The sequence below is a fragment of the Hyphomicrobium sp. genome, assembly GCF_051860585.1.
Lineage (GTDB): Bacteria > Pseudomonadota > Alphaproteobacteria > Rhizobiales > Hyphomicrobiaceae > Hyphomicrobium_C.
This window is the reverse complement of sequence record NZ_JBHYDS010000011.1, coordinates 86,283-106,638: the sequence shown is the minus strand read 5'-3', so window position 1 is coordinate 106,638 and position 20,356 is coordinate 86,283. Positions and strand designations below refer to the sequence as shown.

The following is a 20,356-nucleotide window of genomic DNA, read 5'->3' as shown; positions in this document are numbered from 1 at the left end:
GCCTTGACTTCCAAACCCCAGCCGAGATCTTTCTTGCTCAACTGTTGCACTTCGAATGTGAATCCACATCCCGGCCTTCGCCGGGATGACGGAGTATGGGGAAACCGGCCTGGACGAACTTTGACGCGTTGGCTGCGTCACGGCGCAGCCCGTTATTATTGGTGGCATGGACTGCAACAAACTCTTCGTCATGTCGGCGTCATGTCGGCGTCATGGCGGAGCCATGCCTCGCGTCACGGCGAAGCCGTGCTCCGCACGGACGACGGCCGGGGCCCACGCAAGTTTCCACAGACGCGGCGGTAGAGGCGGGCGGCATCGCCACATCGATGGTGGTGCCGAACCGAGCCGCAGGGAAGCTAGCCGATCCGGGCGGCGGCGCTGCGCAGGCCTTGGATGGTCTGTTCGTAGGTCTCCTCGTCGCGGGTCTCCGGATAGACCATGTAGACGGGATAGACGAAGCGGCGGGCGCGTTTTGGCTGGCGCAGGCGGCCGCGGGCGACGTGCTGTTTGACGATGCGGGCCGGAAAATAGGCCGATGCCTCGTTCGCGAGCAGGTAGTCGATGCTGATCGAGCCGAGGTCGAGATGCAGGCCGGGGTTGGTCAGTTCGGGATAGGCGGCGGCGTGGTCCTGCTGGAAATCCGGGCCCCAATCGACGAACACATAGTCGCTCGTGGAGCGCCGGCTTGACGGCTTGGCGCTCGTGACGAGAACGAATTCCTCATCGAAGAGATGCTCGACGACGTGGCCGGGCGGCTGAATGGGCCGGTACATGACGGCGAGATCGAGTGTGCCTTCAATGAGGCGCTGGGTCAGCGTCGCGGACGGCGCCGAGATCGCCGTCACGGCGATGTCAGGGCTTTGCGCGCGCAGGCGGGCGACCCATTTCAACAGAAATCCTTGCCACAATCCCATCGTCGCGCCGACGGCAAGGTGGTCGCGATGCTGGTCGGAGAGGCTCACCTCGAGCTGGGCTCGCTGCCAGACGCGCACGAGGGCAAGGGCGTGCTTGCGGAACTGCTCACCAGCGGTCGTGAGGTCGGCGCCGGACTTGGATCGTTCGAAAACGGGACGACCGAGCAGGTCTTCGAGACCTTTGATGCGGGCCGAGACCGTCGATTGCGTGATGTTGAGCTTGGCGGCGGCCTCGATGAAGCTGCCTGTTTCCGCGACCATCAAGAAGGTTCGCGCGAGGTTGATATCCATGGGTACTCGCAACGCGCTTCAAGCGCTGAAATCTATCTATCGAAATCTTCGATAGCAGTCACCGGAAAAATCCGTTTGAAGAGGGGATTGATTCTCACCACATTGAAGCTCGGCCCGTCGATGAGTCGGGTCAGATTCGGCTCAGCTCAGCTGGGCGTTCAATGGAAGGACTACGAAGATGGCTAAAGCTGCAAAGAAGCCTGCCGCGAAGAAGGCTGCTAAGAAGCCTGCTGCGAAGAAGAAGAAGTAAAGAGTTTCTGCCTCGAGCTCTCGGAGCTGGCCGTGAGAGTTGATCGCGTCATTCCGGGGATCCTGATCGCACTTTGTTTCTTAGCCTCGGCCGCTCACGCGGCCTCGATCACAAATCGAGACGACACAGACCGCACGGTCACGGTCGTCGAGGGCAGTACCCAAAAAGGCCATGTTCTCAAGCCGAACGAGGCACTTCGAGGGATCTGTGAGACAGGATGCTTGATCCGGCTCGGCGCCAGTCGAGATGACCCGTTCGAGCTGACTGGCTCGGAGAATACGTCGATCGAGGAAGGCGAGCTCTACGACGACGAGGTGGACGTGCCGTCAGATCCTGCACAAGGCGCTGACGTCCGGCCTTCTCAGCCCACCTCTCGTTGGTAGATGAGGGCTCGTAGTAGTGAATAGGAACCCGGTCCCGCTCGTCGCGGGGCCGGGTTTTCCTTTTCCGGGGAGGTCAGGCGCCTGGCGCCGATCGAGCCGCGGCGGCCGCATCAAGCGGGGCATCCGACGCAACACAAGGGCCGAAGAGGGCGGTGAAGCTCCGCTCAAGTGCTCTATCCACAGTTTTCATGGATGTGGTGCGCCCGAGGTCGGCGAGGCTCGTGACGCCATGATCGGCGATCCCGCAGGGCACGATGCCATCATAATGCGTGAGGTCGGGCGCCACATTGAGGCTGATGCCGTGGAAGCTGACGCCGCGGCGGATGCGAATGCCGATTGCGGCAACTTTGCGCTCTCCGCTTGCAGGATTGGGATCCACCACCCACACGCCGACGCGGCCGGGGCGGATCTCGCCCGTCACGCCGAACTCGCCCAGCGTGTCCACGATCCAGCGTTCGAGCGTGGCGACGAAGGCGCGCACGTCCGAACCGAAGCGGCGTTGAACGTCGAGCATCACGTACGCGATCCGTTGCCCCGGGCCATGGTAGGTGTACTGGCCGCCGCGGCCGGTCGCGAACACGGGCAAACGTCCGGCGTCCTTCAGGTCTTCGGCGCGCGCGCTGGTGCCTGCGGTATAGAGTGCGGGATGTTCCAGCAGCCAGACCAATTCGGAGCTGCGCCCGTCGCGAATTTCGGCCGCGCGGCGCTCCATGGCCGCGACCGCCACGGGGTAGGGAACGGGGCCTGACGTGACCGCCCAGCCGATCGCGCTTCTATCGAAATCCATCATGGATAGAGACCTAACACCGAACTTCGGGGCTGTGGGATGCTTTGCCTCGGCAGGTCGCTCGCGGCGTCGGTTTGGCGCTTGCCTTGGGGCGCTGGCTCTGTTAGTTCGGCGGCTCTCAGGTGCCTCTTGTTCGCCCGTCACGGGTTGGCTATATGGGGCGCTTCGAGCCATGATGCGGTCGTGGCGGAATTGGTAGACGCACTACCTTGAGGTGGTAGCGCTGGAAACGGCGTGGAAGTTCGAGTCTTCTCGACCGCACCATAATTTGGCGAGGCCTCTACCAAGGCCTTGCAACGAGCTTGGCTCCCAGCCGGGCCACTCGCTCCGAGCCGGGTCTCTAGTTCCCGGCCGGGTCACCAGTTCCTAGCCGGGGCTGGCCATTTCGGACAACAGGCGCATTGTCGGCCGTCAGAGTTGTCTCCCGCAAGGGGAGGGGCCGCCGTTCGCCCCGCCTGAGCCGGCGGGCGGCAGCGACGGCTCGGCTGCCATCGCGTTGTCGATCCCTCAAGGCGGCTTCGCAAACTGGGGCCGGACCGGCCGCCGGAGCCTTGCCGCTTTACCCAGGGCGCGGGCTTCGCGGAGGTAAGGGTTCGTTTACGTCGTTGCGCGAAGGCCGGGGCCGTCAACACTTCATAGAGCGTCACACCTCTATCCTGCGCAGTATCGTGTTCCAGATCTGCGGCAGCCCCTCAATGACCGGCATCTCCGTTCCTCCGAAGCGACTGGCCCGCCTTGCGCGGTGCTTCAGACGGTTTGCGCGCGAAAATCGCGGCGTGACGAGCATCGAGTTCGCCATGGTCGCGGCGCCGTTCTTTTTTCTCGTGCTCTCGATCATGACGATCGGCACGCAGTTCCTGACGATGCACTCGCTCGAGAACGGCGTCTCCGAGGCGTCGCGCAAAATCCGGACGGGTGAGGCACAGACGGCCGGCTTGAACCGCGGGGCGTTTCGGCAGCTCGTGTGTTCCTCGGCGGGATCGATGATCAGCTGCGACACGCACCTTGTCGTGCACGTCAAGAGCGCAACGTCCTTTGCCGGCCTCGTGCCGCCGCCGACCTGTACAACGAATGGCAATCTCACGCCTGCCGCCGGCTCCGCGACCGATGCGCTGAGCGCCTCGACCGGCCAGGAGAACATGAAGGTCATCGTGGTCGCCTGCTACAATTGGGAAGCCGGCGTGGGGCTTTGGCAGGTGCTCTGGAATCTCGTCTCGCCGACGCCCCCGGTCCAGGGGAAGACCGTGCTGTCGGCCGCGGCCGTGTTTCAAACCGAACCCTACAAATAAGATGGAGCGCGCCATGACCGGCGGAGCGAATAGTCCTCAGGCCACCAAGGCGAACGTCTCGCGACGTCGCATGGCCCTGGCGAGGATCAAGGCTGCCGCGCGCGATTTCCGGCGGGACGTTCGCGGCATCGCCGCGGTCGAATTCGCGTTTATTGCGCCGATCCTGCTCGTCATGCTGCTCGGCACCGTGGAGGTGACGCGTGCGATTTCGATCGATCGGAGGTTCAGCCTCGTCACGAGCACCGTCGCGGACCTGATTACCCGCGAGGAAGCGCTGACGGCGACGGACGTACGCGCGATCTATGACGTGGCGGCGCAGATCATGAGGCCGTACGACGTTACACCGCTCCAGATTTCCATCGTTCCCGTCGCTGCCATCAGGACCGGAACCAATCTGGTCTATCCGCAGACAGCGAACCGGCCTGGCTACAATGGTGGCGCGGTGCCTGCCCGGTGCGCGGCCTACACGCTGACGACCGGCATGCTCGCGGAAAAGGAGAGCCTTATTATCGTCGAGGGGACTTATACCTTCAGTCCTCTGTTCGCGGGCTTCCTGATGAACGGAGTGAGCTGGACGCAGAAGGCATTCGCACGCCCCCGCAAGAGCGCGTACGTAGATTTCGGCGACAAGTTCGGCACCTGCACGGCCTAAACGGCTTATGGAAGGTTTCCGACCCCAATTTACGCCCCCGGTTCGCCGAACCGGGCCCGCGCAAGCGCGTTAATTCCTTGACGCCGTTGAGCTGATTGCAGTTCACCCTGATCTTCAGTATGCTGCGACTAAAGTCGAAGGTGCGCCTTCTATCGAATGCCGCTTCGGGCGACGGGGTCGCTAAGCCCCGCTCGCGGCGAGTGGATGTGGGGATCCGCTGGTATCCGGGGGGATATCAGCTTGAGACGCGCGGCATGCGCGGAAATTGGGACAAGAACATCGCCGATCGGGTGTTTGTACCCGGCCGTATACGTGCAGCCGAAGTCGGCGAAACGACGTTCGGTCTTCCAGGAAGGGGAGAATATGGGCCGTCGATCCCTTCATACCGCCGATGAGCTGCGGGAACTGATCATCGGTGCATCCACCGATCTTATTCGTGAATCCGGCCTAGAGGGGTTGTCTGCGCGCGAAATTGCCCGCCGCATCGATTATTCGCCCGGCACGATCTACAATTCCTTCGAGAACCTCGACGATTTGGTTCTGACCATCGAGGGACGGCTGCTCGACAGCCTGCTCGACGCGCTCGCGGCGCTGCCCCCTGAGCGCGACGACCGGGTGAGGGTGCAGAAAATCGCCAGCCGGTATCTCGAATTCGTCGCCGACAATCCGAAGCTTTGGAACCTCCTGCTGGAACACAATCTGCCCGCTTCGCGATCGGCGCCCGAATGGTACCGGCAGAAGCTCGAAGCCCTCATGAAAACCGTCGAGCGGGCTCTGTTGCCGTTGGCGAAAGACGGGATCGGCGACGAGGAACTGGCTCGCTCGGCCCGCGTGCTCTGGGCCGGCGTGCACGGTATTGCCTCGCTCTCGACGGCGAACAAGCTGTCGATGGTCGCAAGCGATCACGCGAGCGTGATGCTCGAAGACTTCGTGCGCACCTATCTGGCGGGTTTCGAGCGGAACAAGGACGCCGGTCGCGGCTGAGCGCTTCCGCAGCGCCGGCCATAAGGCTTGGCCGCGCCGCTTTCACACATCGACGTGAGATATCATCTCTAAGGGCTGCGCTAGTGTGCGGGAGCCTGAGGCACGGGCGCGGCCGGCTGGCCGGCCGGCTCGGGCAGCGTTCCCGTGGTGATCGGGCTTGCGGGCGCGGGTGTGCCGGCGATAGCGCTCGGAACCTTCACAACCCCGAACCACGTTTCCTTGGGCAGAAGCTCGGACTTCAGACCGGCCCACATGTCGCGCGAGGACAGGCCCGCCACGAAGACCGTCGGCGAGGGGGCGATCCAGACCGCGAGAGCGAGGGCCGCCGCCATGCCCGCCGAAGCATAAGGATAGCGGCGGTCGAACAGTTTCATGGCGGTGCCGAACGACGCTTTGATGCGCGTGTCCATGACGTCGACCGAGTAGATCTCATCGAGCGTCAGATGCACGAGGTAGCCGACGAACATGAAGCCGCCCGCGAGCCAGGCGACGCCTGCATGACGATCGAGAACGTTGGCGAAGACGACGGTGGTCGCCACGGCACAGAAGAGGGCGGCAAGGATCGAGTGCCAAATGCCACGATGCTTCGCCAGGTTGTGGAAGGCCGTATGCACGCCGTATCGAACGGCGACGAGCGTTCCCAGCCATAGGATCCAGAGCTCGGCGATGGAGTAGCGCCCGGCCGCCGAGAACAGGACCGCAAACGAGAAGAAGATCGCAAGCCCTGCGAAGAGGGCCCGGCTCGGCCGGCTGTCCTTGAGGTCGATATCGGGAAGAACGGATCCCAGGACGCCTGCCAGCGTAACGGGGATGAGGTTTTCCGGTGCGATGACGTTGGCTGCGAGCGTCAGCGTGGCCAGCGTTCCCGCGACCACCGTGCCGACCGCGATATGCGTGGTGAAATTGGCCATGGTGATCCGCTCCCGTTCAAAAGCTCTGCGCCCGCTTCGAGCGCATGGGCAGTCAGGGCTCTCTTGGGACCAGATTCTCGGGGTCGCAGGGAGGCTGGGCCGCTCAAACGATGTGGATAAGGGGCGGCTCCGCCATTTCACCGGTGTGTCATTGGAACGCTGGGCCGAGGTGGACGTGACGCTGGCGCAATCGGGATATCTCTGGCAGGTCTCCTTTTCGTCGTTCAGCAGCGTGGCCAGAGCGGGCGCCACCTATTGTCAGGTTGGATCCATGACGACTGCTTCCGTGCCCAATCGATCCGTCCGCACGCTTCACCTGATCGCGATGGGAAGCATTGCGGTGGCTCTCGCCGTGATGGCGCTCAAATACGCGGCCTTCGTTCTGACCGGGAGCGTGGCGCTCTATTCGGATGCGCTCGAAAGCATCGTCAATCTGGTGACGGCGGTCGCCGCGCTCGTCGCGATCAACGTCAGCACGCGGCCCGCCGACAAGAACCACCCCTTCGGGCATCACAAGGCGGAATACCTGTCGGCCGTGCTCGAAGGCGTGCTGATCGTCGTGGCGGCGATCCTCATCTTCAAGGAAGCCTACAGCGCGCTCGTCGCGCCGCGGATGATCGAGGATTTCGGGGCAGGCGCGGCCGTCAGCGGTCTCGCCACGCTGATCAATGGCGGCTGGTCGGCGTTTCTGATCCGGCGCGGGAAGGCGTTGCGGTCGCCCGCCCTGGTCGCGGACGGCTGGCATCTTCTCTCGGACGTGATGACGTCTGTCGGCGTCATCGGAGGGCTGCTGCTGGCGTACGTGACGGGCTTCAATATCCTCGACCCGCTGATGGCCATTGCCGTCGCCGCCTACATTCTCTGGAGCGGGTCGAAGATCGCGGTGGCGTCGATGAGCGGACTTCTGGACGAGGCGGCCGACGCCGACATTCAGACGCGTATCCGCGAGGCCATCAAGCGCAGTGGCGACGGCGCGCTGCAGGCACATGACGTGCGGACGCGGCAGGCCGGGCGCGTTATTTTCATCGAGTTCCATCTCGTGGTGCCTGGCCGCATGACGGTCGATGCGGCCCATGACATCTGCGACCGGCTCGAGGCCGCTTTGGAGGCCGAGATCGAAGGGTCCGAAGTGGTGATCCATGTCGAGCCGGACCATATGGCCGAGGGGCGGTCGAGCGGCGCCATTCCCCTTTAAGTCTCTCGTCTTTACGTCTCTCGTCGTCGCCGCAATTGGCCGGGTGTTCCCTGGGGGACAGCGCGCCTTTGCGCAGGATGCTTTGGCTTGGGTTGGTGTGTCTGGTATATTGACCAGCACGCCACCTGACTTGATGTCGCCGGTGCGCCGCAATCGCAGCCGGGCGGCTTTCGCCCCTGCCACGCCGGTATCCGGGAGACTGAACACGAGAGTGCGCCGCCATGAAAACCGCTTCCATCCTGCTTTGCGTGCCGATTTTGATGGCGCCCCTCGCCGGCGCGCGGGCGGCGCCTGCGAACCCGGTCGGGTCGGCCGTGCAGGTGGTCAATCTCGTCACGGCGGAGTTCAATCGCGATACGCGGACATTGCAGCGCGGCGACCGGGTGCATCAGGACGAGTCCATCGAGGTGGGGCTCGACGGTTCGAGCGAGCTCAAGCTCGATGACGACACCAAGCTCGCGCTCGGTCCCGGCTCGCACCTGACGCTCGACAAGTTCGTCTACGACGCCGAAAAGGCGAAGGGGTCGATCGTGCTCGATCTTGTGAAGGGCACATTCCGGTTCATGACCGGCGTCGCGGAGAAGCCGACCTACATCATCAAGACGCCGGCCGCCGCCATCACCGTCCGCGGGACGATTTTCGACGTTTTCGTGCAGAACAACGGGCCGACCTGGATCTTGCTGCATGAAGGCGCGGTACAGGTTCGCAGCGCCAAGGGCGTTTGCAAGGATCTTTTCGAGCCAGGGAAATTGATCCGCATCGATAACGACGGTGCAGTCGGGCCGCCAGTGCGCTGGGCATCGCTGCCAGGCAAAGAGTCCGTGCCATTCGACGATGCGTTTCCGTTCGTGGAAAAGACGCCGAGCATCGATCCAGACCCCGTGCTGACGCGCGAGGCAATTTTGACCGGCACGCTCCCGGCCGGCAGCCCGAAGGGCGAGGCGTGCGACGGCAAGTCGGAAGACATCGAGCCCGCGCCGAACAAGGCGACACCCAATAAGGCGGCGCCGAGGAAAGCGAAGCCGACGTACGATGAACCGCCGCCGAAGTATCAGAAGATCAAGAAGCGCGACAAATACAAAGAGAAGCAGCGCGAGGCGGACAACGAGAATGTCAAGAAGGGCATGGGGGCCGCGATCGGGCTAGGGATCATTCTCGGTGCCGGCAAGTACAAGGGCGGCGGCGGCGATTACGGCGGTGGCATGGGTGGTCGCGGAATGCCGGGCCGCGGCATGGGTGGCGGCGGAATGGGCAGCGGCCATGGCGGCAAGTATTAGTCTCGCCTGTTCGGCTCAGCTTTGAAGGCGCGCCCGATAGTGGTCGAGCAGCGCATTGATCGGCATCATTGCCGGATGTGACGCCATGAGCGCGCGTGCCTTGACGCGGGTCGCATCGATATTCGCCTCGGCCGCAGCGCTATCTCCAGAGGCCAGGGCGGATTGGGCCTGCTTGTAGCTTGTTGCGAATTCCGAAAAATCGGCGGCCGCCGCGAGGGCTTCATCACCAACCAGCGCGAAGAGGCGCTCCGGCCGATCCTTGCCGCGCAGGCGAGCCGCCGTGTCGATTTCCAGGAACGCAAAGCCGGCCGCTTCGCGCGCCGTGCGTTCGCCGGCGATGATGGAGGCACCGTAGAGCTTGGTCGCGCCTTCGATGCGGGAGGCGACATTGACGGCGTCGCCCAGCACGGAATAGTCGAAGCGCTGGGGCGAGCCGACATTGCCGACGCAACACGGCCCGGTATTGAGACCGATGCCGATGCGGATCGGCGCGAACGGCTCGGCCGCCGCGGCGCGGCGGGCGGCTTCCTCGCGGTTGAGGCGGATCATGCGCGCCTGCATGGCGAGGGCGGCGCGGCAGGCTTGCGCCGCGTGCGCCGGGTCGGCGACCGGCGCATTCCAGAACGCCATGACCGCATCGCCCATGAATTTGTCGATGGTGCCGCGATGATCGAGAATGATCTCGGACATCGGCGTAAACAGACGGTTGACGAACAAGATCAGCGTTTCGGCGTCCATGCCTTCCGACAGCCGGGAGAATCCGCGCACGTCAGCAAACAGCAGCGTGACGTCGCGGTTTTCGCCGCCGAGCTTCAGGCGCGAGGGATCGGCGGCCAATTCCTCAATCACGGGGGCGGCGACGTAGTGGCCGAAGGCGCGCTTGACGCGGGCGCGGTCCGTCTCCGTCTTGATGAAGGATAGGAGCGAGCCCGCGAGGTAGACCGCGAGGAGCGAGATCGACGGGTAGACCGGGTCGAACAGGTATCCCGCGGCGCTGAAGGCCCACCAGGACGCGGCGACGACGAGCGCAATCGCCGCGGCGCCGATGGCCGCTGCCAAAAGGGCGCCGGAGCGGCGGATCAGCCAGGCGACGAGCGCGCCTGCGAGGACAAGGAATGTCAGCTCGGCGCCCGTCGCGAGCGGCGGGCGAATGAGATGGTCGCCGGACAGCATCTGCTCGACCGCCTGGGCGTGGATCTCGACGCCGGGCACCGAGGACGCGAGGGGCGTCGCGCGCAGATCGAGGAGGCCGGTGGCGCTTGCGCCGATCAGGATATGATGCCCGGCAACGTCGCCCGGCGCGAAGCTTCCGTCGAGAACGCGGTGGGCCGATATGAAGCGGCGCGCGTCGTGCGGCGCGAAGTTCAGCCAAAGCTGGCCGTCGCCGGTCGTCGGCAGTACCGTCTGGCCGACGCGAACGGTTTCGATGCCCACCTGCTGCCCGAACGCGCCGACGCCGCTGCCGCCGGACGCGCGCACGAAGGCCGTCGTTTCTCCCATGCCGACGCGCAGGGACTCGAGCGCCAGGCCCGGGACGAGGACGCCGTTGAGAGCGATGAGGAGCGGCACGTGCCGCACGATCTGGTCCTTGGCCGGGACCCAGTTCACCGCGCCTGCGCCGCGAGCCTTATCGGCGAGGAGGGACAGGGGTTCGATGGCACCGCTGAAGCGAGGGACGAACAGCAGCGGATCGTCTCCCGCGATGGCGAAGCGCGCTTTTGGCGTTCGCGGGGTGCGCCCGGTCGCGGTTTCGCCGGCGATGCCAAGCACGACGGGGGCTTTCGCCAGCGCGGTTGCAAGCATTTCGTCGTTGGAGGGGAGCTTGGCGAGTTCGGAGAGGATCGGCGCGAGGTCGCGTCTCGCCTCGAGCTGGCGGGCGAGCGTGGCAGGTGACAGACGGTCCGGCTCGGACAGGATGAGGTCGATCGCGATCGACTTGGCGCCGGCCTCGGAAAGCCGCTCGACGATGCGGGCGATCTCGGAGCGCGGCCAGGGCCATTGGCCGACCGCGGCGAGGGACGCTTCGTCGATGTCGACGATCCGCACCGGAAAAGCCGGATCCGCTTCTCGCGGTTTCAGGTTCAGGTAGCTGTCGAAGATCGACAGGCGAAGGCGCGCCACGGGGTTGGGATCGAAGATGCGCAGCGCCACCGCAAGCACAAGGATGCTTGCGGTGAGGACGAGGTGGAGCGATGGCCGGCGCAGTTTCATGGCCCGATTGAACCGTTGCATGCCCTGAAACTGGCGTGGGTCCCGGCCTTCATGCGAAGCATGACTTCGTCATGACGCCGGGATGACGTCGAATGGAGGCAGGCGGCCGGCAGCAACGTCATCATGCCGGCATCCACGCTAGTTAGCCAGGAGCCCGACACCGCATGCGTGCTCATTGCTTTTGACCCAGCATGCCATCGACAAAGGCGAACCGCGAATTTTAGATGACGCACCTCAGATCACGACGGTCGCCTTCTGGCCCATGGCAGATTGCACGGCCTTCAGCGGCGTCGAGGCCTTCCAGACGTTCTCGACGCGGAACTGCTCGTGGCCGCCGCCGAAGATCGAGAGCTTGGCGTCGATGTCGCTGGTGCCGAGACCCAGGAAGCCGAGGGCCAGGATCTTGTGGGCGATGAGATCGTCGCTGTAGCGAGCGAGCCGGATGTGCAGCACGGACCAGCTTTCCGGCGCGCGGCCGAGGGCGCTGCCGAACAGCTGCACGCGTTCGACCTGCGTGCCGCGAACGCGCAGGTAGCTCAGCCGGTCGACAATGAAGACAATGACGAACCAGACGAGGAACAGGATCGACGAGATCATCAGGTAGAACGCCAAGTTCATATGCAGGAGCAGGTTCGGCGGCGTCACCCAGAGGCCAGGCGTGTTCATGACGAGGTAGGTCGCGACGCCGGCGCCTGCGAGCAGGGCCATCAGCAAAAGCGCATTGAGGCCGCGGGCGCGCACGGACGTGGCGACGATCACGAGCAGGAGCAGGAGGGTGAACGAGAGGCCGACCCAAGCGCTCGGGTGGACCAAGATCGGCTTCGGGCTGGCGGGAAGCATGAGCGGCACGCCCTGGACATACGTGAGGGCGGCGCAGACGAAACCGTAGGCCCAGATGGGCCACCAGTAGATGATCGGCGAATGGCCGTAGATGCGAATTTCGGGAGTGCTCGACGGCGACGCGGCGCCACCCCCCTGATCCGGCGTACCCATCTGCGCGTGCTCCCCATTTTCGTCCGGGGACTGTCGCATCGGCCGCCGTGGACTGTCAACGCGAGGCGCGGCCGGGACCGCGCTGGCGAGGGTTAATGCTCATCAGGAGCGCGCGGTGACTGTCGCCCAAAGGTCATAATCGTCGGACTCGTCGACATGCGCACGCACGATGTCGCCGGGCTTCAGGCCTTCGCTCGCGGCCAGGAACACGGTGCCGTCGATCTCGGGCGCGTCCCACTTCGAGCGGCCGACGGCACCGTCCTCGTCGACGCTATCGATGAGGACGTCGATCGTTTTGCCGACGCGGCCGGCGTTGATCTCAGCCGAGATCTCCTGCTGGGCGGCCATGAACCGGTGCCAGCGATCTTCCTTGACGTCCTCGGGCACGGCGCCGGGCAGGTCGTTTGCTTTGGCGCCGGCGACGGCTTCGTACTTGAAGCAGCCGACGCGGTTGAGCTTGGCTTCGCGGAGCCAGTCGAGCAGCAGGGTGAAATCTGCTTCGGTCTCGCCGGGGAAGCCGACGATGAAGGTCGAGCGGACGGCGAGATCCGGGCAGACCTTGCGCCAGTTGGCGATGCGCTTGGCCGTCTGCTCCTGGTGCGCGGGGCGGCGCATCGCCTTGAGAATGGACGGCGAGGCGTGCTGAAAGGGGATGTCGAGGTAGGGGAGGATTTTGCCTTCCGCCATCAGCGGGATGACGTCGTCGACGTGCGGGTAGGGGTAGACGTAGTGCATGCGGACCCAGGCGCCGAGCTCGCCGAGCGCGCGTGACAGCTCGAGGAAGCGGGCCTTCAGCGGTGCGCCCTTCCACATGCTTTCCGCGTACTTGATGTCGAGGCCATAGGCGCTCGTGTCCTGGCTGATGACGAGCAGTTCCTTGACGCCGGCCTTCACGAGGCGTTCGGCCTCGGTCATGACGTGGTTGGCGGGGCGGCTCGCCAAGTTTCCGCGCAAACTCGGGATGATGCAGAACGAGCAGCGGTGGTTGCAGCCTTCGGAAATTTTCAAATACGCGTAGTGGCGCGGCGTGAGGCGCAGGCCCTCGGGCGGCACAAGATCGAGATAGGGGTCGTGCAGTGGCGGAACCGCATCGTGCACGGCGGAGACAACCTGCTCGTACTGGTGCGGACCGGTGACGGCGAGCACGCCCGGATGGACCTCGCGGATGCGGCCTTCCTCGACGCCCATGCAGCCGGTGACGATGACGCGGCCGTTTTCGGCCAAGGCCTCGCCGATGGCATCCAGGCTCTCCTTCTTGGCGCTGTCCAGGAAGCCGCAGGTGTTTACCACCACCACGTCGGCGCCGGCGTAATCGGACGCGACTTGGTAGCCCTCGGAGCGGAGCTTGGTGATGATCCGCTCGCTGTCGACCAGCGCCTTGGGGCAGCCGAGGGAGACGAACCCGACCTTCGGGATCGCTTTCGGCGCGCGCGGAGCGGGCGATGGAACGGATGCGGCGCTGGCTGGTGCTTCGGTTGTCATAGGCAGCCTTGATGGGCGGAAAGACGGCCTTCTAGCACATGGGGCGGGGCCGTGGAGCCCCAATGGCGCGCGCGAGTGAATTTGGCGCGGGCGGGGGCCTGAGGCAGTTTACTGCGCCGACAGGGTTCCGAAGAAACTCGTCGTGACCTTCGATCCGTGCAGCACGACGGTCCAGGCCGTAAAATGGCCGGCTTCAGTACAATTTCTGCCGTGCCCGTGCAGGATGAGGGTCGCCTGCTGGTCGCCGCCGGTGACGGCCGCGAACAGGCCGGTGCCGCGCGCCGGGGCCGTCATGCGCCACTCCTTGTAGAGGACCGGGCCCAGCCCGCCGGAAGGCTCTGTTTCGCCCGAAGGCCTTGGGCCACCGGCCGGCGGTTCGCGGGGGTCCACCTCGAATTTGGTCATCGCTTCCGGCATGGCGAAGGTTAGCGTGCCCGCGGTGCCGGGCTGGGTGAAGGTGAACGCCCACGACGCGCCGGCTTTCGTGACGGCGAGCTGGAAGTCCGGGCTGTCCGCGTGCGTCCAGCCGCCGTCGGCATCGCCTTCGCCGGTATAAAGATGAGCGGCGGCATCAAAACGGACGTCCGCCAGGATGCCCGCGGCGAAATCGTCGACGGGCTGGGTTTGCACATTGCGCTGGCCTTCGTTGCTGCAACAGGCGCAAGCGCGCGCGGGGCGGCCGGGAAGCGCGAGCGCGACGGCCAGCACGAAGACGCTCAGGGTCGTGAGGCTCACGACCTTGCAGCGATGCTTTTTCATGAGCCCTCGGGTTTTCTTTTGCGGACGTAGGCGAAGAGCGCCAGTCCAATGCCGATCACGAGGCAGGTGATGGCGGACCCGTAGGCTGCCGTCTCTTCGGTCTCGATCATGCGAACGGTATTTCGATACGTGACGAGATCGATGCCGTCAGATTTCAAATCGTAGATCAGCCCGCGATGGAACGTGGCGGACACGGTTCGTCCGACAAGTGCGCGGAGCGCGTTCGGATCGACCGGATGCTTGACGACATGGAGGCGTAGGGGCGCCTGGCCATCGCTCTGGATGGTCAACGCGAACGACGCCGTTCCCGACGGGTCGCGGGTGTAGTTGCGCGTGTCGGTGGCGTCTTCGACAATGCCGGAGATTTGGTAGAGGTCTTCCCGGCCGGCGGGCGGCGAAATGAACCACCACGCGGCCGCGAGCATGGCCAAGCCGCTGCCGGTGAAGACGAGCGCCAGAAGCGGGATGGTCGAGAGGCGTTTCATCCGGTCCAGTTGGCATGCGTCCTGGGCGGAATGACGGCGATTTCACCCTCATACAGTCGACCGCTCCGCATGCAGATACGATTTCGGGCGCCCGCTGCGATAGGGGGCGCCCGATGTTGCTGTCTTCGAAGGGTGAGGCCGCTTAGGCCGCGCGAACCGTCGCCAGGAAGGTCTCGACCTTGGCATGCAGGTTGCCGCTTTCGCTGGCGAGCTGCTTGGCGGAGGTCAGCACCTGGGACGATGCGGAGCCGGTGTGGGCGGCGCCCTTGGTCACGTCGGTGATGCTGCTTGCGACCTCGGAGGTGCCGCGTGCCGCTTCGGTGACGTTGCGGCTGATCTCCTTGGTCGTGGCATCCTGCTGCTCGACGGCCGCGGCGATGGTGCCCGTGATCTCAGAGATCATGTTGATGGTGCTGGTGATCTCCTTGATCGCTGCGACCGCTTCGCGGGTGGCGGACTGCATGCCCGAAACCTGCGAGGCGATCTCGTTGGTGGCCTTCGACGTCTGGGCGGCGAGTGCCTTGACCTCCTGGGCCACGACGGCGAACCCCTTGCCGGCATCGCCCGCGCGCGCCGCCTCGATGGTGGCGTTGAGGGCGAGCAGGTTGGTCTGCCCCGCAATCGTGTTGATCAGGCTGATGATGTCGCCGATGCGGTCCGCGGACTGCGACAGCGCCGTGACCTGATCGTTGGTCTTGGCGGCCTGGTGGACGGCCTGGGTCGCGATCGTGCTGCTCTCCTGAACCTGGCGGCTGATCTCAGTCACCGTCGAGGCGAGCTGCTCGGATGCGGCGGCGACGCCTTCCACGTTGGCCGACGTTTGTTCGGACGCAGCCGCGGCTCCGTTTGATAGCTGCTGCGTCGTCTCCGCCGTCTCGGTCAACGACAGCGCGGCGCCTTCGAGCTGGCTTGCCGTGGACGAGACCGTCTCGACGATGCTTCCGACCGCCTGCTGGAACTCGTGGGCGAGGCGATGCATCTGGGCCTTGCGGTCCTTTGCCGTCGCCGCTTCGCGCGCAGCCTTTTCGTCCGCCTCGATGCGGGCCTTGTCCTGCAGGCTGTCGCGCAGCCGCAACACGGCCTTGCCGATGCTGCCGATTTCGTCCACGCGGTCGGCGCCGGGTACGTTGGTGTCGAGATCGCCACCGGCCATGCGGTCAAAGGATTTTGTCAGCGCTTCGAGCGGTGTGCCGACTAAGGACCTGAGCGCGAGGAACAGAAGCCCGGCGACGATGACGATGCAGGCGGCGGAGAGGCCGACCATCGAGGTCTGCGTCTCGGTAATCGTCGCCTGGAGGGTCGCCTCGGGGACGGCGATGACGACCGCCCACGTGTCGGCGCTGCCGCCGGCTGCGATCGGCGTCGCGAGGAAGCGCCAGTCCGCGCCGTCGGCGCCGGTGCCATGGGTCGAAACGGCTGTGCTGGTTTCGATCGCCTGCTTGGCGGCCTGAGCCGAGGGCGCGTCGAAATCGGCGAGCGGCTTGCCGACGCTCGCCGTGTTTGGATGCGTGACGGCGAGGCCGGCCTTCGAGACCAGCGTGACGTAGCCGGTTCCGAACGGCTTGATCTTCTGCATGCTCTCGTTGAGGCTCTCGAGATTGATGTCGATGCCGGCGACGCCGAGCGTCTTGCCATCGACGACGATCGGGAGGCTGAACGTGGTGATCAGCACGTCCTTGCCGTCGATCGGGTAGAGGTACGGTTCGATCGCCACGGCACGCTTCTGCGTGAACGGCTGGATGTAGTAATCGCCGGCGCCGGGCTTGGTGTAATCCAGGAGGACGTCGCGCACGAGCTTGCCGCCGGCGCGGTTCCAATAGGGCATGAAGCGACCGGTCGCGTCGTAACCGGCGTGGCCTACAAATTCGCTGTCGCGGCCGTCGAGCGCGTTCGGCTCCCAGCCCGTCCAGGTGCCGAGCACATTGGTGTTCTTGTCCAGCAGCGAGCGGAGCGTTTCGTCGAGGACGGCGCGATCGACGACGCCGGTCGATTTGAGGGCGCTGACGACGGCGGCGATGTTCTCTGCGGTGCGCGCTGCGACATTCAGCGTCTTGCTGGCGTCGAGGGCCTGGCTCTGGGCGATGCTGTTCTGGATCTCAGTGTTCTGCTGATCGATCACGCTGCCGGCGTTGGAGGCCAGGAAGTAGGTGCCGATGCCGAAGACGGTTGCAATCGTGGCGGCGGCAACCAGCGCTATTTTGACGGGAAGCGAACGCATATGCATGGTCATGATCCAAGAATCTAGATTAGGCTATGCGTACAAGTGTCCGAAATAAATGGATAAACACTTAACCTTTCATGGCAGGAAAAAATTTAGCGGGGTTTGCTCGCCCTAGCAGCGCAAGCGCGTCCGGATAGCCGCGAGGGGGCACGTCACGAATGACTGACAGCTGGCGGGTGTCCGTTCAGGCCGCATTGTATTGAAAGGTCGCGCCGGTCAGCCGGCCGGAAACGTCCCAGAGGCGCGCCGCCATTTCGACATCCAATGCTTGTTGCGGCGGCTTGGCTGGCGCCGGATACCCCCGCGTCTCGCTCAACCTGTCCGGACCGTAGTACCCGCCAGCGCGCGCCGTGGGCGAGGTCGCCGCAAACAACGTCGGCAGCGCTCCCCGTTCCGCAGGTTGAAATAAAAACCACATAAACGATCGTGCGAAACCGGCGGCACTGAAGCGTCCGGCGCCGTTGTGAATGAGATCGGTACGCGAGATGCCGGGGTGCGCGGCGATGCTGGCGATACCCCACCGTTCCGCGTCGCTTCGGCGCTGCAGTTCGAACGCGAACATCAAATTGGCGAGCTTCGATTGAGCGTAGACCGATATGGGTCTGTAGGCGCGTGTCGCCTGCAAGTCGGCTAGGTCGATCGAGCCGCTCCGCGCTGCGACGCTCGAGACCGTCACAACACGCGGGCTGCTTCCCTGAACCAGAAGCGGTAGGACTTCGGCGGTCAGCGCATAGTGTCCAAGATAGTTGGTGCCGAACTGCAGTTCGAAACCGTCGGACGTTTCCATCCGAGTCGGCGGCGTCATGACCGCGGCATTGTTGATCAGCAGGTCGAGGCTCCTGCGCTTGCCGCGCAAGCGCTTTCCGAAGGCCTCGATAGATTTCAGGCTGGCCAGGTCGACAAGTTCGAATTGCACGATCGCATTCGGCACGGCGTCGCAAATGCGTGCGACCGTTGCTTGCCCTTTAGCGGGATCGCGCCCCGCGACGATCACATCTGCGCCGGCGCGAGCGAGCACGAGGGCCGTCTCGTATCCCAGGCCGCCTGTGCCAGTGATGACGGCCGACCGGCCGCGCTGAGGAGATAAGTCCGATGTCGTCCACTTGGTCATAAGCTTCGCCCTTACGCCGAAATTGTTACACTCAGTGCAAACTATTTATGCACTAGGTGTAATTTTGCAAGGGGTGCGATTCATGGCAACATTCGGGCATGGAAAATGACCCGCCGGGCGAAGAGCACGAAGGTCTGCGCGAGAAAAAGCGCAGGGAGACACTGCAACGTATCGCGGAAACCGGACTGAAACTTTTCGTGGCCAATGGCTATGAGGCGACGACCCTCGATGCCATTGCCGAGGCAGCGGGCGTCTCGCGGAGGACCATCTTCTATTACTTCAAGTCGAAGGAAGAGATCCTTCTCGCGTATCAGAGCGGCATCGGGGACATGATCCACAATGCCGTGCTTCTGGAATCCACGGACCAGGCCCCGCTTGACGCCGTGCTCAATGCGCTCCTGAAGCTGAACTCGCGTTTCGACTCCGAACACTTGATCGTCATAGATCGGCTGCTGCGCTCCACGGAGCGGCTGCGCGCAAGCAAACAGGCCAAGTATATGCAGCAGGAGCAGGTGCTGTTCGAAGCGCTATGCCAGCTCTGGCCTCAGCCGAAAAGACGAAATGCTCTGCGTGTCGTGGCGATGGTTTCGATCGGCGCGCTACGTCTCGCTATCGAGGCTTGGGTTGAGGCGGGCGGTAAACGATCCCCCGAGAAACATCTGCGTGACGCCTTCGCGGACCTGAAGTCGGAGATCTGAGAACACTCAATCTTCGGCGCGCGTCATGGCTGATCGGCAGTGCGGGCGGACGGCGCGGGTTGGTCAAAGGGCGTGGTTGTGGCTGGCTCAACATCGGCCTAGGCCGCGTTCGACTCCGGGAGCCCAGCTCGCAGGTCATGCTGGACGCATGCATCAAAGGTGCATCCCGGATTGTGTGGGATGGGCTGAGCGTATGCGGAGAAATGAGGGCTGCGTTTTGGTGGCTCGGCTTCTGTTCTTCATGATATTATGGAGCTTCGGCCGCATGTCAGGTCGGCAACGGTCCCACAGTCGCCGACCAAGCTGAGAGTTCTGGGCCAGGATCAGATATGGCGCCGCGAGACTTCAAGCCCGATCGATGCTTTCCGCATGACTACGCCACGGCGCGTAGCGGTTTTCTCAAGGCCGTTGAGAGCGCAGGGGGCACGGTCGCTTCCTATGTGCACACCGCACGCGGCCCATCCGGGGAAGATTTGGCAACGGACGTCGCGCTGCTCGGTAGCCCTCATGCTAAAAATGTCCTCGTCCTTGTGTCGGGTACGCACGGAGTTGAAGGTTTGGCTGGATCAGGGCTGCAAGTCGCTCAAGTGCAATCCGGCCTGCGCCCACCGCCCAACGCGGATCTGGCCATCCTTCTCGTTCACGCCCTCAACCCATACGGCGCCGCGTTCAAGCGCCGGGTCAATGAGGATAGTGTCGACCTCAATCGCAACTTCGCAACTTTTCCGGCCATTCTGCCCAATCCTGCGTACGACGAACTCCATGGCGTGCTGACCATGCGACCAGGTGGATTAACTCGTGTGCGCCGGGGGATCGCATTCGCCTCTTTCGTCGCCAGAAGAGGCAAATGGGCGCTGCGGGAAGCCGTGACCAAGGGCCAATACAATCATCCTACCGGTCTTTTCTTTGGCGGGAACAAACCATCCTGGTCTCGCAACACGTGGGATCGGATTCTCGCGGGCCTGACGGACAAGCACAAGGTCATGGTCGTGGACTATCACACGGGCCTTGGACCTCGCGGCAGCGGACAGCTCATCAGCCAATGGGGCTCTTCCTTCGGTTCGGGATACAGCGACGGGCGTTCAGCCGTGCTGGCAGACTGCTTTGAAAACGACGAAATCATAAACCCGGAGAAGAGCGATGCCGTATCGACCGGCTTATCGGGCGACCTGCTGAGCTATACGCGGAACAGCGGCAATCATCTGTCCGCCGTTGCGCTTGAGTTTGGCACCTACCCGATGCTGCAGGTCCTCAATGCCATGATCAATGAAAACTGGGCCCATCATTCCAGGGATCCAGGCGTCGAGACGTATCGCAAACAGCTGGTCGAAGTCTTTTCTCCTGACGACGTTTCGTGGAGAGAGGCCGTCTACGAACGGGCGCATGCAGTCACTCAGGCTGCGATCCGCGGGTTGTTGAAGTGAGGCCATAGAGTGGAAGGCTCTTCCAAGTTAATCGGATGA

General features: G+C 64.1%; 18 protein-coding genes and 1 tRNA gene. 9 read left to right on the top strand and 10 right to left on the bottom strand.

Annotated features, from left to right (window positions below; genetic code table 11):
* Positions 1-356 precede the first annotated feature (356 nt).
* A complete protein-coding gene (locus ACTIFK_RS16625) occupies positions 357-1,205 on the bottom strand; it encodes a LysR family transcriptional regulator (RefSeq protein ID WP_439544126.1) in 849 nt (282 codons plus the stop codon).
* A gap of 282 nt (positions 1,206-1,487) precedes the next feature.
* Here ACTIFK_RS16625 and ACTIFK_RS16620 point away from each other — a divergent pair, with 282 nt between their 5' ends.
* On the top strand, positions 1,488-1,838 hold the full coding sequence (locus tag ACTIFK_RS16620; protein ID WP_439544125.1) for a hypothetical protein: 351 nt from the start codon (positions 1,488-1,490) through the stop codon (positions 1,836-1,838).
* A 73-nt stretch (positions 1,839-1,911) separates the two neighbouring features.
* Here the strand turns inward: ACTIFK_RS16620 and lipB are convergent, their stop codons facing one another.
* The gene (lipB, locus tag ACTIFK_RS16615; RefSeq protein WP_439544124.1) at positions 1,912-2,628 is read right to left on the bottom strand and encodes a lipoyl(octanoyl) transferase LipB; all 717 of its coding nucleotides are present in this window, start codon (positions 2,626-2,628) and stop codon (positions 1,912-1,914) included.
* A gap of 174 nt (positions 2,629-2,802) precedes the next feature.
* Between lipB and ACTIFK_RS16610 the strand changes: the two genes are divergently transcribed.
* From ACTIFK_RS16610 to ACTIFK_RS16595, 4 genes are all read left to right on the top strand, one after another.
* A tRNA-Leu gene (locus ACTIFK_RS16610) sits at positions 2,803-2,889 on the top strand.
* A 512-nt stretch (positions 2,890-3,401) separates the two neighbouring features.
* On the top strand, positions 3,402-3,914 hold the full coding sequence (locus ACTIFK_RS16605; protein WP_439544123.1) for a TadE/TadG family type IV pilus assembly protein: 513 nt from the start codon (positions 3,402-3,404) through the stop codon (positions 3,912-3,914).
* A 13-nt stretch (positions 3,915-3,927) separates the two neighbouring features.
* The gene (locus ACTIFK_RS16600; protein WP_439544122.1) at positions 3,928-4,566 is read left to right on the top strand and encodes a TadE/TadG family type IV pilus assembly protein; all 639 of its coding nucleotides are present in this window, start codon (positions 3,928-3,930) and stop codon (positions 4,564-4,566) included.
* A 363-nt stretch (positions 4,567-4,929) separates the two neighbouring features.
* Complete coding sequence (locus ACTIFK_RS16595) at positions 4,930-5,550, top strand: TetR/AcrR family transcriptional regulator (RefSeq protein ID WP_439544121.1); 621 nt, start codon at positions 4,930-4,932, stop codon at positions 5,548-5,550.
* A gap of 80 nt (positions 5,551-5,630) precedes the next feature.
* Here ACTIFK_RS16595 and ACTIFK_RS16590 read toward each other — a convergent pair whose 3' ends face one another.
* Positions 5,631-6,461: a metal-dependent hydrolase gene (locus ACTIFK_RS16590; protein ID WP_439544120.1), complete on the bottom strand. Its 831-nt coding sequence runs from the start codon at positions 6,459-6,461 to the stop codon at positions 5,631-5,633.
* Positions 6,462-6,732: 271 nt separating this feature from the next.
* Between ACTIFK_RS16590 and ACTIFK_RS16585 the strand changes: the two genes are divergently transcribed.
* Both ACTIFK_RS16585 and ACTIFK_RS16580 read left to right on the top strand, forming a co-directional pair.
* A complete protein-coding gene (locus tag ACTIFK_RS16585) occupies positions 6,733-7,656 on the top strand; it encodes a cation diffusion facilitator family transporter (protein WP_439544119.1) in 924 nt (307 codons plus the stop codon).
* Positions 7,657-7,877: 221 nt separating this feature from the next.
* Entirely contained in the window at positions 7,878-8,933 is a 1,056-nt protein-coding gene (locus ACTIFK_RS16580; protein WP_439544118.1) for a FecR family protein, read from the top strand.
* 15 nt (positions 8,934-8,948) lie between these two features.
* Here ACTIFK_RS16580 and ACTIFK_RS16575 read toward each other — a convergent pair whose 3' ends face one another.
* From ACTIFK_RS16575 to ACTIFK_RS16545, 7 genes are all read right to left on the bottom strand, one after another.
* Positions 8,949-11,144 carry a CHASE2 domain-containing protein gene (locus ACTIFK_RS16575; protein ID WP_439544117.1) on the bottom strand — a complete coding sequence of 732 codons (2,196 nt, stop codon included), beginning with the start codon at positions 11,142-11,144 and terminating at the stop codon, positions 8,949-8,951.
* A gap of 234 nt (positions 11,145-11,378) precedes the next feature.
* Positions 11,379-12,137 (bottom strand): hypothetical protein, encoded by a 759-nt coding sequence (locus tag ACTIFK_RS16570; protein ID WP_439544116.1) that lies wholly within the window; start codon positions 12,135-12,137, stop codon positions 11,379-11,381.
* A 102-nt stretch (positions 12,138-12,239) separates the two neighbouring features.
* On the bottom strand, positions 12,240-13,619 hold the full coding sequence (gene rimO, locus ACTIFK_RS16565; protein WP_439544115.1) for a 30S ribosomal protein S12 methylthiotransferase RimO: 1,380 nt from the start codon (positions 13,617-13,619) through the stop codon (positions 12,240-12,242).
* A 108-nt stretch (positions 13,620-13,727) separates the two neighbouring features.
* Positions 13,728-14,378, bottom strand: coding sequence for a hypothetical protein (locus tag ACTIFK_RS16560; RefSeq protein WP_439544114.1), 651 nt, complete (start codon positions 14,376-14,378; stop codon positions 13,728-13,730).
* Positions 14,375-14,863, bottom strand: a complete 489-nt coding sequence (locus ACTIFK_RS16555; protein ID WP_439544113.1) for a hypothetical protein — start codon at positions 14,861-14,863, stop codon at positions 14,375-14,377. The genes ACTIFK_RS16560 and ACTIFK_RS16555 overlap by 4 nt, the downstream gene beginning before the upstream one ends.
* A 142-nt stretch (positions 14,864-15,005) precedes the next feature.
* On the bottom strand, positions 15,006-17,093 hold the full coding sequence (locus ACTIFK_RS16550) for a methyl-accepting chemotaxis protein (protein WP_439544112.1): 2,088 nt from the start codon (positions 17,091-17,093) through the stop codon (positions 15,006-15,008).
* A 175-nt stretch (positions 17,094-17,268) separates the two neighbouring features.
* Positions 17,269-18,195, bottom strand: coding sequence for an oxidoreductase (locus ACTIFK_RS16545; protein WP_439544111.1), 927 nt, complete (start codon positions 18,193-18,195; stop codon positions 17,269-17,271).
* Between the two features lie 98 nt (positions 18,196-18,293).
* Here ACTIFK_RS16545 and ACTIFK_RS16540 point away from each other — a divergent pair, with 98 nt between their 5' ends.
* Both ACTIFK_RS16540 and ACTIFK_RS16535 read left to right on the top strand, forming a co-directional pair.
* On the top strand, positions 18,294-18,893 hold the full coding sequence (locus ACTIFK_RS16540; RefSeq protein ID WP_439544110.1) for a TetR/AcrR family transcriptional regulator: 600 nt from the start codon (positions 18,294-18,296) through the stop codon (positions 18,891-18,893).
* Positions 18,894-19,222: 329 nt separating this feature from the next.
* Positions 19,223-20,317, top strand: a complete 1,095-nt coding sequence (locus tag ACTIFK_RS16535) for a DUF2817 domain-containing protein (RefSeq protein ID WP_439544109.1) — start codon at positions 19,223-19,225, stop codon at positions 20,315-20,317.
* The last annotated feature ends 39 nt before the right edge of the window (positions 20,318-20,356 follow it).

Bases quoted from the DNA above. Each gene is read 5' to 3' on its own strand.
- ACTIFK_RS16625 (WP_439544126.1), bottom strand. From the start codon at position 1,205: ATGGATATCAACCTCGCGCGAACCTTCTTGATGGTCGCGGAAACAGGC.
- lipB (WP_439544124.1), bottom strand. From the start codon at position 2,628: ATGATGGATTTCGATAGAAGCGCGATCGGCTGGGCGGTCACGTCAGGC.
- ACTIFK_RS16600 (WP_439544122.1), top strand. From the start codon at position 3,928: ATGACCGGCGGAGCGAATAGTCCTCAGGCCACCAAGGCGAACGTCTCG.
- ACTIFK_RS16595 (WP_439544121.1), top strand. From the start codon at position 4,930: ATGGGCCGTCGATCCCTTCATACCGCCGATGAGCTGCGGGAACTGATC.
- ACTIFK_RS16590 (WP_439544120.1), bottom strand. From the start codon at position 6,461: ATGGCCAATTTCACCACGCATATCGCGGTCGGCACGGTGGTCGCGGGA.
- ACTIFK_RS16585 (WP_439544119.1), top strand. From the start codon at position 6,733: ATGACGACTGCTTCCGTGCCCAATCGATCCGTCCGCACGCTTCACCTG.
- ACTIFK_RS16580 (WP_439544118.1), top strand. From the start codon at position 7,878: ATGAAAACCGCTTCCATCCTGCTTTGCGTGCCGATTTTGATGGCGCCC.
- ACTIFK_RS16575 (WP_439544117.1), bottom strand. From the start codon at position 11,144: ATGAAACTGCGCCGGCCATCGCTCCACCTCGTCCTCACCGCAAGCATC.
- ACTIFK_RS16570 (WP_439544116.1), bottom strand. From the start codon at position 12,137: ATGGGTACGCCGGATCAGGGGGGTGGCGCCGCGTCGCCGTCGAGCACT.
- rimO (WP_439544115.1), bottom strand. From the start codon at position 13,619: ATGACAACCGAAGCACCAGCCAGCGCCGCATCCGTTCCATCGCCCGCT.
- ACTIFK_RS16560 (WP_439544114.1), bottom strand. From the start codon at position 14,378: ATGAAAAAGCATCGCTGCAAGGTCGTGAGCCTCACGACCCTGAGCGTC.
- ACTIFK_RS16555 (WP_439544113.1), bottom strand. From the start codon at position 14,863: ATGAAACGCCTCTCGACCATCCCGCTTCTGGCGCTCGTCTTCACCGGC.
- ACTIFK_RS16550 (WP_439544112.1), bottom strand. From the start codon at position 17,093: ATGACCATGCATATGCGTTCGCTTCCCGTCAAAATAGCGCTGGTTGCC.
- ACTIFK_RS16545 (WP_439544111.1), bottom strand. From the start codon at position 18,195: ATGACCAAGTGGACGACATCGGACTTATCTCCTCAGCGCGGCCGGTCG.
- ACTIFK_RS16540 (WP_439544110.1), top strand. From the start codon at position 18,294: ATGGAAAATGACCCGCCGGGCGAAGAGCACGAAGGTCTGCGCGAGAAA.
- ACTIFK_RS16535 (WP_439544109.1), top strand. From the start codon at position 19,223: ATGGCGCCGCGAGACTTCAAGCCCGATCGATGCTTTCCGCATGACTAC.